Origin of the sequence: Streptomyces tubercidicus, assembly GCF_027497495.1 — a bacterium.
Taxonomy (GTDB): Bacteria; Actinomycetota; Actinomycetes; order Streptomycetales; family Streptomycetaceae; genus Streptomyces; species Streptomyces tubercidicus.
On record NZ_CP114205.1, the window covers coordinates 4,955,527 to 4,968,620 of the forward strand.

Annotated in this window: 11 protein-coding genes; 9 read left to right on the top strand and 2 right to left on the bottom strand. The window is 72.2% G+C overall.

All coding sequences use genetic code 11. The features are described 5' to 3' along the window. Positions 1 to 15: 15 nt before the first annotated feature. From STRTU_RS21640 to hutI, 3 genes are read left to right on the top strand one after another with little or no spacing between them, the layout of a single operon-like run. Complete coding sequence (locus STRTU_RS21640; RefSeq protein ID WP_246241444.1) at positions 16 to 1,233, top strand: allantoate amidohydrolase; 1,218 nt, start codon at positions 16 to 18, stop codon at positions 1,231 to 1,233. Continuing rightward, positions 1,224 to 2,579 (top strand): formimidoylglutamate deiminase, encoded by a 1,356-nt coding sequence (locus STRTU_RS21645; RefSeq protein WP_167539183.1) that lies wholly within the window; start codon positions 1,224 to 1,226, stop codon positions 2,577 to 2,579. The genes STRTU_RS21640 and STRTU_RS21645 overlap by 10 nt, the downstream gene beginning before the upstream one ends. A gap of 17 nt (positions 2,580 to 2,596) precedes the next feature. Next, entirely contained in the window at positions 2,597 to 3,778 is a 1,182-nt protein-coding gene (hutI, locus tag STRTU_RS21650; protein WP_159745311.1) for an imidazolonepropionase, read from the top strand. 142 nt (positions 3,779 to 3,920) lie between these two features. Here hutI and STRTU_RS21655 read toward each other — a convergent pair whose 3' ends face one another. Next, positions 3,921 to 4,733, bottom strand: a complete 813-nt coding sequence (locus tag STRTU_RS21655; RefSeq protein WP_371873679.1) for an RNA polymerase sigma factor SigF — start codon at positions 4,731 to 4,733, stop codon at positions 3,921 to 3,923. Positions 4,734 to 5,118: 385 nt separating this feature from the next. Between STRTU_RS21655 and STRTU_RS21660 the strand changes: the two genes are divergently transcribed. The 6 genes from STRTU_RS21660 to STRTU_RS21685 all read left to right on the top strand — a co-directional run bounded on the left by STRTU_RS21660 (position 5,119) and on the right by STRTU_RS21685 (position 11,008). Next, complete coding sequence (locus STRTU_RS21660; RefSeq protein WP_018093152.1) at positions 5,119 to 5,487, top strand: STAS domain-containing protein; 369 nt, start codon at positions 5,119 to 5,121, stop codon at positions 5,485 to 5,487. A 171-nt stretch (positions 5,488 to 5,658) separates the two neighbouring features. Continuing rightward, positions 5,659 to 6,159 (top strand): ATP-binding protein, encoded by a 501-nt coding sequence (locus STRTU_RS21665; RefSeq protein ID WP_159745313.1) that lies wholly within the window; start codon positions 5,659 to 5,661, stop codon positions 6,157 to 6,159. A gap of 249 nt (positions 6,160 to 6,408) precedes the next feature. Continuing rightward, on the top strand, positions 6,409 to 7,137 hold the full coding sequence (locus STRTU_RS21670) for an LPXTG cell wall anchor domain-containing protein (protein ID WP_159747129.1): 729 nt from the start codon (positions 6,409 to 6,411) through the stop codon (positions 7,135 to 7,137). A 102-nt stretch (positions 7,138 to 7,239) separates the two neighbouring features. Then, entirely contained in the window at positions 7,240 to 8,262 is a 1,023-nt protein-coding gene (locus tag STRTU_RS21675) for a COG1470 family protein (protein WP_159745315.1), read from the top strand. Beyond that, positions 8,259 to 9,551, top strand: a complete 1,293-nt coding sequence (locus STRTU_RS21680; protein ID WP_371873642.1) for a hypothetical protein — start codon at positions 8,259 to 8,261, stop codon at positions 9,549 to 9,551. Before STRTU_RS21675 ends, STRTU_RS21680 begins: the two co-directional genes overlap by 4 nt. Further along, positions 9,551 to 11,008, top strand: coding sequence for a hypothetical protein (locus STRTU_RS21685; RefSeq protein WP_159745317.1), 1,458 nt, complete (start codon positions 9,551 to 9,553; stop codon positions 11,006 to 11,008). The genes STRTU_RS21680 and STRTU_RS21685 overlap by 1 nt, the downstream gene beginning before the upstream one ends. A gap of 101 nt (positions 11,009 to 11,109) precedes the next feature. Here the strand turns inward: STRTU_RS21685 and STRTU_RS21690 are convergent, their stop codons facing one another. After that, entirely contained in the window at positions 11,110 to 12,615 is a 1,506-nt protein-coding gene (locus STRTU_RS21690; RefSeq protein WP_159745319.1) for a peptide MFS transporter, read from the bottom strand. Between the last annotated feature and the right edge of the window lie 479 nt (positions 12,616 to 13,094).

Below are 13,094 nucleotides of genomic sequence, written 5' to 3' on the forward strand. Positions count from 1 at the left end.
GCCTCGTTCCACGAGATGTGGGAGGAGCTGCGGCCGCTCGGCCGTGACTCCTCCTCCGGGGGCTACCGCCGTTACGCCTGGACCGGCGCCGACGCCGACTGCCGCGCGTGGTTCCGGGCCCAGGCCGAGGCCCGTGGACTCGCCTACGAACTGGACCGCAACGGCAACCAGTGGGCCTGGTCCGGCGCCACCGGCTACCAGGACGTGGCCCCCGGCGACGCCGTCGTCACCGGCTCGCACCTGGACTCCGTACCGGACGGCGGCGCCTTCGACGGCCCGCTGGGCGTCGTCTCCTCCTTCGCCGCGCTCGACGAACTCCGGCGGAGGGGAGCGGAGTTCGGCAAGCCCCTGGCGATCGTCAACTTCGGCGACGAGGAAGGCGCCCGCTTCGGACTGGCCTGTGTCGGCTCCCGGCTCGCCGCCGGCGCGCTGACCACCGAGGCCGCGCACCAGCTGCGCGACGGCGACGGCATCACCCTCCCGCAGGCCATGGAGCGCGCCGGATACGACCCCGAGGCCATCGGCCCGGACCCCGAACGGCTCGCCCGGATCGGCGCGTTCGTCGAACTGCACGTCGAGCAGGGCCGGGCCCTGGACCTCTCCGGCGACCCGGTCGGCATCGCCTCCGCCATCTGGCCGCACGGCCGCTGGCGGTTCGACTTCCGGGGCGAGGCCAACCACGCCGGCACCACCCGCCTGGAGGACCGCCGCGACCCGATGCTCAGCTACGCCGCGACCGTGCTCGCCGCCCGCGAGCAGGCCCGGTTGGCCGGTGCCCTGGCCACCTTCGGGAAGATCAGCGTGGAGCCGAACGGCGTCAACGCGATCCCCTCGCTGGTCCGCGGCTGGCTGGACTCCCGCGCCCCCGACCAGGACACCCTCGACACCGTGATCAGCGGGATCGAGCGGGCCGCCGCCGAGCGCGCGGCCCGCGACGGGGTGGACCTGACCGTCGTCCGCGAATCCTTCACCCCCGTCGTGGAGTTCCAGCACGCCCTGCGGGACGAGCTGAGCGCGATCCTCGGCAAGACGGGGGAGCGGCCCGTGCCCGTCCTGGGCACCGGCGCCGGGCACGACGCCGGTATTTTGTCCGGCACCGTCCCCACCGCGATGCTGTTCGTCCGCAACCCCACCGGCGTCTCGCACTCGCCCGCCGAAGCGGCCGACGAGGACGACTGCGTCGCCGGGGTCACCGCACTCGCCGACGTACTGGAGGGGCTGGCGTGCCGCTGACGACGCAGACCACACCGACGACGTACTGGCTCGAACACGCCTGGCTCGGCACCCATGTCGAGCCGGGCGTGGCCCTGGACACCGCGGACGGGCGGATCACCGCCGTCCGCACCGGCGCCGACACCCCGCCGCCCGGCGCCACCACGCTGCGCGGACTGACCCTCCCCGGTCTCGCCAACGCCCACTCGCACGCCTTCCACCGCGCCCTGCGCGGGACCGTGCAGGTCGGCAGCGGCACCTTCTGGACCTGGCGCGAGGTCATGTACAGCGTCGCCGACCGGCTGACCCCCGACACCTATTACGCCCTCGCCCGCGCCGCCTACGCCGAGATGGCACTGGCCGGCATCACCTGCGTCGGCGAATTCCACTATCTGCACCACGCGCCCGGCGGCACCCGCTACCGCGACCCCAACGCCATGGGCGAGGCACTGCTCTCCGCCGCCGCCGAGGCCGGTATCCGCATCACCCTCCTGGACACCGCCTATCTCTCGGCCGGCTTCGGCGCCCTGCCCAACCACCACCAGCTGCGCTTCTCCGACGGCACCGCCGACCGCTGGGCCCAGCGTGCCGGCGCACTCAAGGAGCAGGCACACGCCCGCATCGGCGCCGCCATCCACTCCGTACGCGCCGTCCCCGCCGGTCAGCTCGGCACCGTCGCGGACTGGGCCCGCGAACGGCAGGCCCCGCTGCACGTCCACCTCTCGGAGCAGACCGCCGAGAACGACGCCTGCCGCGACGCCCACGGCGTCACCCCCACCCAACTGCTCGCCGACCACGGCGCGCTGGGCCACCGCACCACCGCCGTGCACGCCACCCACCTCACCGATGAGGACATCGCGCTGCTCGGCGGCTCCCGCACGGGCGTGTGCATGTGTCCCACCACCGAACGCGACCTGGCCGACGGCATCGGCCCGGCCGCCCGGGTCCAGCGGAGCGGCAGCCCGCTCTCCCTCGGCAGCGACAGCCACGCCGTCATCGACCTGCTCGAAGAGGCCCGCGCCATGGAGCTCGACGAACGGCTGCGCACCCGCACCCGCGGGCACTGGACGGCCGCCGCCCTGCTGCGCGCCGCGACCGCCGACGGTCACGCCGCGCTGGGCTGGGACGACGCCGGAACGCTCGAAGCCGGGGCGCTCGCCGACCTCACCACGATCGCACTGGACTCCGTACGCACCGCCGGACCACTGCCCCGGATGGCCGCCGAAACGGCCGTATTCGCCGCCTCCGCGGCGGACGTACGACACACCATCGTCGGCGGGCGGCAGATCGTCCGGGACGGTGTGCACACTCTTGTCCCCGACGTACCCACCGCCCTCGCAGAATCCATCGCCGCCGTACGCGGCTGAAGGAGAACACCCCCGCGATGACGACGACCTCCGCGCCCACCACCGCCATCACCCACATCGCCCAGCTCGTCACCAACGACCCCTCCCTCGGCGAAGGCCCCCTCGGTCTGATCCAGGACGCGGCGGTCGTCATCGACGGCGACCGCATCGCCTGGGTCGGTGAGTCCAGCAAAGCACCCGCCACTGACAACGCCGTCGACGCCGGCGGCCGGGCGGCCATCCCCGGCTTTGTCGACTCCCACTCCCACCTGGTCTTCGCCGGTGACCGTACCGCGGAGTTCAACGCCCGGATGTCCGGCCGCCCTTACTCCGCCGGCGGCATCCGCACCACCGTCGCCGCCACCCGCGCCGCCACCGACGAGGCCCTGCACACGAACGTCGCCCGCTACCTCGCCGAGGCGCTCCGCCAGGGCACCACCACCCAGGAGACCAAGTCCGGCTACGGCCTCACCGTCGAGGACGAGGCCCGCGCCCTGCGCATCGCCGCCGAGCACACCGACGAGGTCACCTTCCTCGGCGCGCACATCGTCTCGCCCGACTACGCCGACGACCCGGCCGGCTACGTCGACCTGGTCACCGGCCCGATGCTGGACGCCTGCGCCCCGCACGCCCGCTGGGTCGACGTCTTCTGCGAGAAGGGCGCCTTCGACGGCGACCAGGCCCGCGCCGTCCTCACCGCGGGCAAGGCCAGGGGCCTGGTGCCGCGGGTGCACGCCAACCAGCTCGGCCACGGCCCCGGCGTCCAGCTCGCCGTCGAACTCGGCGCCGCCTCCGCCGACCACTGCACCCACCTCAGCGCCGCCGACATCGACGCCCTCGCACAGTCCGACACCGTCGCCACCCTGCTCCCGGGCGCCGAGTTCTCCACCCGCGCCCAGTGGCCGGACGCCCGTCCGCTGCTGGACGCCGGTGCCACCGTCGCGCTGTCCACGGACTGCAACCCCGGTTCGTCCTTCACCAGCTCGATGCCGTTCTGCATCGCGCTGGCCGTCCGCGACATGGGAATGACGCCCGACGAGGCCGTGTGGGCGGCGACCGCGGGCGGCGCCCGCGCCCTGCGCCGCACGGACGTCGGCCGGATCGCCCCCGGCGCCCGCGCCGACCTCGCCCTCCTGGACGCGCCCTCACACGTCCACCTCGCCTACCGGCCGGGCGTCCCGCTCGTATCGGCCGTGTGGCACAAGGGAGTTCTCATCTGACGGCGGCCACCAAACGGCCACGGCGGCCACCGCGGCCACAACGGCCACAACGGAGGAGGGCCCGTCCCGAGTACCCCGGGGCGGGCCCTCCTCCGCACGGGCAACGGCCGGCCATGGTGGGCCGGCCGGGACCGCGGGTCCCTCACTCCTCGATCATCAGCCCCTTGCGGAGCCGGACGAGGGTGCGGGAGAGCAGACGGGAGACATGCATCTGGGAGATGCCCAGCTCCTCGCCGATCTCGGACTGCGTCATATTGGCGACGAACCGCAGGGAGAGGATCTTGCGGTCGCGCGGCGGGAGTTCGGCGATCAGCGGCTTGAGGGACTCCACGTACTCGATGCCTTCGAGACCGTGGTCCTCGTAGCCGATGCGGTCCGCCAGCGCGCCTTCGCTGTCGTCCTCCTCGGGCTGGGCGTCCAGCGAGCTCGCGGTGTACGCGTTGCTCGCGGCCATCCCCTCGACGACCTCGTCACGGCTGATGTCGAGGCGCGCGGCGAGTTCGTGCACCGTGGGGGCGCGGTCCAGCTTCTGCGCGAGCTCGTCGCCCGCCTTGGCGAGGTCCAGGCGCAGCTCCTGCAGGCGCCTCGGCACCCGCACCGACCAGCTGGTGTCGCGGAAGAAACGCTTGATCTCGCCGACGATGGTCGGCATGGCGAACGTCGGGAACTCGACGCCACGGCCGATTTCGAAGCGGTCGATCGCCTTGATCAGGCCGATCGTGCCGACCTGGACGATGTCCTCCATGGGCTCACTGCGGGAGCGGAACCGGGAGGCCGCGAACTTCACCAGCGCGAGGTTGAGCTCGACCAGGGTGTTGCGGACGTACGCGAATTCGTGCGTGCCTTCCTCAAGCGTTTCGAGTCGCTCGAAGAGGGTCTTGGACAGAGCCCTCGCGTCCACCGGGCCCACCTCGTCGAACGGCGGGATCTCGGGCAGATCGTCGATCTCAGCCATACCCACCAGTTCTGATTCGGCGGCGAGCGGCTGGGCAGGGATCTGTCCGGTCGGGTCGGACGGGGGTGTCGACGATGCGGGCTGCCGGGTGTCGTCGGTGCGCAATTCGTCGAGCCGGGGTGACATGGTCTCCTCCATCGTTCTCGGCATATGGCTGCCGATGCCTCTACGCGAAGCTGCGGTGTGCGGCGCCTCCAAAGCCGGCCGTTTCGGATGTGTGCTTCTACGCCTACCTGGCTTTGGCTGAAGATGGCAAGTGCGTGTTGTCCGTATATTGAGCAATATGCGGATTGTTCGGCTACCGACAGGCGTCAGGAAGGCGTAGGGTTCGACGAGCGCAGTCGTAAGCAAACAGTCGTCTAGACAGCAAGAGGGGTGCGCGCGCATGGACCGCGGGACGGTCGGCAGTGCAAGCCGGGGCCGGCTTCACGTCGAGATCCGCCATCACGGCGCCAGCGCGGTGGTGACGGTCTCCGGTGAGCTGGATCACCATACGGCGGATCTGTTGCGTGAGTCACTGGAAGGCTGTGTGGACGACGGCTACGCACGCCTGGTGGTGGACTGCTCACCCCTTGAGTTCATGGACTCCACCGGCCTGAATGTGCTGCTCGGCGCGCGCCTGAAGGCGGAGGCCGAGGGGGGTGGGGTGCACCTGGCGGGGATGCAGCCGGTGGTGGCCCGGGTCTTCGAGATCACGGGCGCGGAGGCGGTCTTCACGGTGCATGACTCCCTCGACGCGGCGCTGGCCGACTGAGATGACGACGGCGTCCGGAACGTTGCATTCCGGGCACGTAGTACGTGTCACACCTTCCGCGCTCAAGAAGTGGGTGTTCTCACGGTCCGGTCGGGCAGGAGACATCTGAATCCGTTGAATCAGTCAGTATCTGTTTCCCGTGAACAGGCGAATCGGTGAGGTGAAGCGCTGATGAGCACCACCCGGCCGTACCCGCCGGGCGATCTCGGCCCGGAACCGGGCGGCGCCGGCGCTTCCGCCGCCCCGGCCGCTGCCATCCCCGCAGGTCAGATCCGCCGGCTGCGCCTGGCGGGCACCCGAGGGGCCGTGGCGCGTGGCCGTGACTTCGCCCGGCAGGCTCTGCACGACTGGGGCTGGCTGCCGGCGTCCGGCGCGGACCGGCGTGCCGCGGCGGAGGACGTGCTGCTCGTCGTCTCGGAGCTGGTCACCAACGCCTGTCTGCATGCCGAGGGGCCGGAGGAGCTGCGGCTGCGCTGCACCGCCAAAGTGCTGCGCCTGGAGGTCAGCGACCTCGGTACGGGCCAGCCGGCACCGCGCAGCCCGCACCGTCCGGGCCGCCCCGGTGGCCACGGCATGTTCATCGTGCAGCGGCTGTGCCTGGACTGGGGCGTGGTGCGCAACGCCGACGGTGCGGGCAAGACCGTATGGGCGGAGCTCGCCGCGCCGTTCTGAACGGGCGGTTCACGGAGGAAGAGTTGAGCGCGGGCCGGTGGGCCCGCGCTTTGTCGTGTGCGGAAGCCGCCGTTCGGCGCGTCCCGACCGGCCCCTGGGAGGCCGGATTTCCGCTCCGCCCTCAGGCCGCCGCGATCGGGGCTGTGCTGTGCCTTCCCTCGGCAAGGTCCCCGGCGTACCTTGACGGCCAAATCTGATGTGCCGTCAGTAATATCCGGCGGTGCGCTCACGGGAGAAGGGGAACTCGACGTGGCCCGCTTCTACGAACAGCACGACAGGCGCACGGGCCGGGCGGCCGGCCTCGCCGTGGCCGTGGCGATGGCGGCGGGGTCCGCGGTGATGCTCACCGCTCCGGCCGCCCATGCCGCGGTCGTCGACGTCAACTACCAGTGCAAAACGCCGATCGGCAACAAGGGCGCGGTCTCGCCCATCGACATCAAGAGCACCTCCAGCGGCGGCGCGTACAAGCTCGTCATGTCCTTCCAGAAGGGGGTCTCCTCCAGCCCGGTCGAGCTGGGCAAGGGGGCCATGAAGCCGACCGCGCTGATCCAGCTGGGCGGTGCGGAGAGCGGGACGGTGCCGCTCTCCGGGCCGCCGAACGACCAGTCCATTCCGGCCAACACCCCCATCAAGATCAGTGACTTGAGCGGCACCTACACGCCCAAGGCCAGTGGCAAGGTCACCTTCACGGCGTCCACCCTCACCATCAAGGCGCTGGGCACGACCACCACCTGTACGCCCAGCAACCATCCGAAGCCTTCGCTGACCCTGGATGTGAAGGCGTCCGGTGCTGCCTCCGGGAGCACCGGTGATTCCGGAGGCGGAGGGTCCGCCACCGGCGGCGGTTCCGGCGGCGGGCAGCTGCCGCAGACCGGACCCGCGGACTCCGCCGTCGCCCTGGGCACCCTCGGCGGCACGGTGCTGCTGGCCGGTGCGGCCGGTGCGCTCTGGCTGACCCGCCGTCACCAGCGGGTGTGAGCCGCCGCGCGGGAGGCCAGGACTCGCGCGGTGCCCCGCCGTTCGCCGTACGCCCCGCCTCCCCGCCCGGTACGGGGAGGCGCCTCGCACCAGGAGCCGCCGATGCCGTTCCGTCCCCGCACCGCGGTCAGCGGTGCGGTCCTCGCGACCACCGCCGTGCTGCTGTGCCCCGCCGCGGCCGCGGCCCGGCCGGCCGCCGCACCGGCGCCGCCGGGCTGGTCCGCCGCGCCCGCGCCCGGTGACGGCGCCGCACCCAGCGCCGGGGACCGCCCGTACTTCTACCTGGCGGGCGCGCCGGGCACCGTCATGACCGACCGGCTGTCCCTGCGCAACCCCGCCGGACGGGCCGTCACGGTACGGCTGCGCGGCTCCGGCGCGTGGCTCGCGTTCGCCGCCAAGGAGGTGACGGTGCCGCCGCGCACCCGGGCGACCGTCCCGTTCACGGTGACCGTGCCGCGCGACGCGGCCCCCGGCGACCGCTCCGCCGCGCTGGTCGCGACCGCGGACGGCACGGGTCACGGCGCGGCCGGGCGGCATGCCGTACCGGTGCGTCTGCGGGTGACCGGGCCAGAGCTGGCCGCGCTGACCGTCGAGAACGTGTCGGTGCGCGACCGGGGCGGGGCGGCGGTCATCCGGTACACGCTGGTCAACCGCGGCAACACGGCGCTGCGTCCGCGGCTCGCGGTGCGTGCCGACGGGCTCTTCGGCCCGGTGCTGCGGCGGGCCGCCCGCACCCTGCCGGGCCGGCTGGCCCCCGGGCAGAGCGCCGATCTGACGGAGACCTGGGACGGTCCGCCCGCTCTGGACGCGGTGCGGGTACGGCTCACGGTGGCCGCGGAGGGCGGTGCGCACGGGTCCGCCACCGCCTCGTACACCGCGCTCCCGTGGGGCGTCGTCGCCGGTTCCGCGCTTCTTCTGGCGGGCGCGGGGGCGGGCGGCCTGGTGGTGGTCCGGCGGCGTCGCCGGGCCAAGGGGGCGGGCGGAGGACGGGACGCCGTAAGGGAGGGCGGGTCGGACGACGCACCCGTGCGGAGCGCGGGCAGCGGTGCGCGGCCGGCCGCCGAGGGGCAAGTGGCGGGCCCGGAAGCGGAATTGGCGAGTACCGGATCGGGAGCGCGATCGTGAACGGCGAGACGGGTACGGGCGGGGAGGCGGGCGGGGCGACGGTCCTCCGTACGGGCGGGCCGACGGTCATCGGCAGGGCCCGTGCCGGTGCGCGGCCACGGGAGGCGCGCACCGCGGCGCGTGCCGTACGACGGAGCCGAGGGCGGTGCGCGGCCGGGCTCGTGCTGTGTCTGGCCCTCGCGCCCGCCCTGCTGCCTTCCGCGGCCGCGCACGCCGCCCCCGCCCCGTACACAGCCCCGTACGCCGCCCCCTCCGCCCCGTATGCCACCGCCACCGACCGCACACCCACCATCCGGCTCTCCGACAAGGAGGCGGGCAAGGGCGGCACGCTCACCGTGACCGGCCGCGGCTGGCGGCCCAAGGCGCTGCTCACGCTGCTGATCTGCGGACAGAACATGATCGGCGGCACCAACTCCTGCGCCAACGGCGACGGTCGGGCCGTCACCACCGATACGCGCGGCGCGTTCCGCCGGAAGCTCCCGGTCGCCGAGCCGCCCAAGCCCTGCCCCTGTGTGGTGCATGTGGCGACCGTGACGGGTGCGGCGGCCGATGCGGATGCCGCGTTCACGGTGGCGGGCCACCCGGTGGCGCCGCTGCCCAAGGAGCCCACCGGCGGCCGGCTGGCGGTCCTCGCCCAGCCGCGGCTGACGGGCAACAGCGGTCTGCTGACCTGGTTCGGCGCCCCGGCACAGCGCGAGCTGCGGGTCACGGTCGGCAATCTCGGCTCGGCGCCCGCCAAGGACCCGGTCTTCGAAGTCGGCACCTCCCACGGGGTCTTCGCGCCCCAGTGGGCGGAGCAGCAGTGGCGGGGAACCGTCCCCGCCGGGAAGAAAGCCGAGGTCAGGCTGCCGGTCGAGCTCCCGGCCGGTGCGCACGGGGACTATCTCGTCTCCCTCAAATACGGCGGCAAGGTCCTGGTCGAGCAGCCCTGGGGGGTCGGCAGGCCCTGGGGCGTGACGCTCTTCTGGGTGCTGCTCTGTGTGGTGGTCCCGACGGCGGTGTTCCGCATCGGGATGGCCCTCGTGGACCGGGTCCGCCCCCACCGGCCGGGCGTAGGCGGCGGACGCTCCGCGGGCCGGACACCGCCGACCGGACGTACCCATGCCGCCGGCCGGCCGCCCGGCGCGGCCGGCACCGGAAAACGCATCAGAAGCCGGACCGCGCGTCAGCGCGCCACGGACGACCCCGGTACGCCGGGCGATTCCGCCGCGCTGCCGTGGTTCACCCCGGACACCGCACCGTCCACCACCACATCAACCGAACGACCGACGTCGAAAGGTTCTGCGTGATGAGGCAACGGAGGAGAGCTGCGGTGGCCTCGACGGCCGCGCTGATGCTCGCGGGTGCGGGCATCCTGACCGCGGCCGGGACCGCCCAGGCGGCCGAGGTGTCGTACAAGACGGAGTGTCTGCCGCCGCCGATATCCGGGCTGCCGCCGATCCAGGGCACCACGAAGGTGGCGGTCAGCGCGCCGGCGACGGCGAAGGTCGGCGAGGAGGTCGAGGTGGTCTGGAAGACCATCGAGGGGGCCTCCAAGAACCCCGACATCCTCGACCTGGCGGAGAACACCATCCAGCCGACCGGCAAGATCAAGGTGGCCGGGGCACAGACCGGCGAGCTGGCGATGCAGGGGCCGCGGCAGAATCCGCCGATCCCCAAGGGCGGCGCGATGAAGCTGTCCGACATGAAGGGCAAGCTCAAGCTGACGAAGCCGGGTGAGGTCACCCTGGCACCGGGCTTCTACAACATCAACGTCAACCAGCCGATCTCGACGGACACCAAGTGCTCGCCCAAGGAGACGGTGCGGCCCGCGGTCACCATCAAGGTGACCGACGGCGGGGGCGGTTCCGGCGGCACGACCGGCGGCGGCACGTCCGGGACCACCGGCGGCAGCACGACGGGGACGACGGGCGGCACCACGGGCGGCACGACCGGCGGCACCACTACGGGCGGCAGTTCCGCCGGTACGGCCTCCGGTGGCGGCACCGACGGCGGTACGACCTCCGGGTCGACCGGCGGCAGCACGTCCGGCGGAACCGGCGGCTCCGGCGGCACGGGCGGCGGCTCCGGCGGCGACCCCGACGGCACCGCGTACAAGGGCAAGGAGGTCAACGTCCCCTACGCCTGCAAGACGCCGATCGGGGACAAGAAGGCGACCTCGCCGGTGCAGGTCAACGCCGTGAAGAAGGGCGGCAGTTACGACCTGACGGTGAAGTTCAGCAAGTCCGTCATGGACAGCCCGGCGGACATCCCCAAGGGCTCGGTCAAGCCGTCGATGGCCGTCAAGGTCGGCGGCGCGGACAAGGGGTCGGTGAAGGTCGAGGGCCCGACGAACGCCGAGCCCATCAAGTCGGGCCAGCCGATCGCGATCCCTGATCTGAAGGGCAGCTACAAGCCGGGCGCCACCGGCAAGGCCACGCTCACCCCGGGCGTGCTCACCGTCAACGCCCTGGGGACGACCACCACGTGCACCCCGGAGAAGGACCCGGGCGTCTCGCTCGCCCTGGACACCTCGGCGCAGCAGGGCGGCACGTCCGGCGGTGCGGCGGGCGGCGCCTCCGGCGGGGCGGCGGCCTCCGGCGGCGCGGGACCGGCCAGTGTCTCGGGTGGCAGCGGCGGCCTCGCCGAGACCGGTGCGGGCGACCACGGCGCGCTGACCGCCCTCGGCCTCGTCGCGGGCACCGTCATCCTGCTGGGCGGCGCGGTGTTCACCTTCCTGCCGCGGCGCCGGGCACAGGCCCGCTGACGCGGCAGGTCCACGGCCCGCACGAAACGTCCACGACACACGAAGGGGGCGTCGCACCGGCCGGTGCGACGCCCCCTTCCGCTGGTCGGGGTCGGCAGGTGTCAGTTGACGCTGCCCATCATCTGCTTGACCCGCTTGCGGTTCGCCCAGAAGCCGACGCCGGCGATGATCGCGACGACGGCTTCGACGGCGACCGAGGCCGAGGTGTTCAGATCGACGTTCAGCTGCGGCGACGTCAGCAGACCCGCCACCGAGTCACCCGCGGTGACCGCCAGGAACCAGACACCCATCATCTGGGAGCCGTACTTGGCGGGCGCCATCTTCGTGGTGACCGACAGGCCGACGGGGGAGAGGCACAGCTCACCGACGGTCTGGATGAAGTAGATCGCCACCAGCCACATCGGGCTGACCTTGCCGCCGTTGGCGGCGGTGTCGATCAGCGGGATGAGGAAGACGGCGAACGAGATGCCGATCAGCGAGAGGCTGGACGCGAACTTGACCGCGGTGCTCGGCTCCTTGCCGCGCTTGTTCAGCCACAGCCACGCCGAGGCGACCACCGGGGCGAGCGCCATGATGAAGATCGGGTTCAGCGACTGGTACCAGGACGTCGGGAAGTGGAAGCCCAGCAGGTTGTTCGTGGTGGAGTGCTCGCCGAAGATCGACAGCGTCGAGCCGTTCTGGTCGTAGATCATCCAGAAGACGGCGGCGACCACGAAGAACCAGACGTAGCCCGAGAGCTTGGACTGTTCGAGGTCCGTGAGCTCCTTGTCGCGCTTCATCCGGGCCAGCACCCAGATCGGGATGACCAGGCCGGCGATGGTGATCGGCATCAGCGCCCAGTCGGCGAAGTTACCGGTCACCGAGAGCACGGTGTAGAACGCGGCCGCGACGACCAGCCAGATCAGGCCCTTGCGCAGCACGGACGCCCGCTCCTGGGGCGTCGCGGGCTGGATGACAACGTTGCTCTCCGGGCTCAGATGGCGGGTGCCGAGCAGGAACTGGGCGAGGCCGAGCGCCATGCCGACGGCGGCAAGCGTGAACCCGAAGTGCCAGTTGACCTTCTCGCCGACGGTGCCGATGCTCAGCGGGGCCAGGAAGGCACCGAGGTTGATGCCGATGTAGAAGAGCGTGAAGCCACCGTCACGGCGCGGGTCTTCGGGGCCGTTGTAGAGGTGGCCGACCATCGTGGAGATGTTGGCCTTCAGCAGGCCGGAGCCGAGCGCGACCAGCACCAGACCGGCGAAGAAGCTCGCCGAGGTGGGCAGGGCCAGCGTGATGTGCCCCGCGATGACCACAGCGGCGCCGATGGCGACCGTCTTGCGCGGTCCCCAGTAACGGTCGGCCATCCAACCGCCCGGCAGGGCGAGCAGATAGACCATCGCCATGTAGACGGAGTAGATCGCCGTGGCCGTGGTGGCCGGCATATGCATGCCGCCGGGCGCGATCAGGTACAGCGGGAGGAGTGCTTTCATGCCGTAGAAGCTGAACCGCTCCCACATCTCGGTCATGAAGAGAGTGGCCAGTCCGCGGGGGTGGCCGAAGAAGGTTTTGCCGCCGTCCGCAGGGTTCCCCTGCTGGGCCGCGTCCTTCGTCAGGCTGGACGCCATGGATGCTTCCTTGCTGCTACGGGACGCGTTCGCAGGCCGATACGCGCCCGGGTGGGGGATGACCGGCGCCGGCCGTGGTCCCGCCCGCTGCACGCCCGGAGGTTCGGCACCCACGGGACCGTCGGGACGGTCGTACCCCGGACTCCACGCCCCGTATGGCAAGCGCGCCGGACCCGGTCGGCAGGTCGATCACTGGGTATCGGGACCGTCGGTGGGCGGTCCCGCACACAACGGGGGACCGATGACGTCAGTTCGGCGTCATAGGTCCCGGGTTGTGCGATGTACGTCCGAACACCATACGACTCGTTCCTCCGCAGAGGGGATGGGTGAGATATGGGTCACACGGCAACGGGGAACCATCGGCGCGCGCCGTGCGACCGCGCGCTCTCGCGCGCGCCCGAGGCTTCCGCAGCTCAGGGCGCCGGCCGGTGCAGGAACGGTCCGTCGCGGCCATCCGCGCAGGTCCGCACCTTGGCACC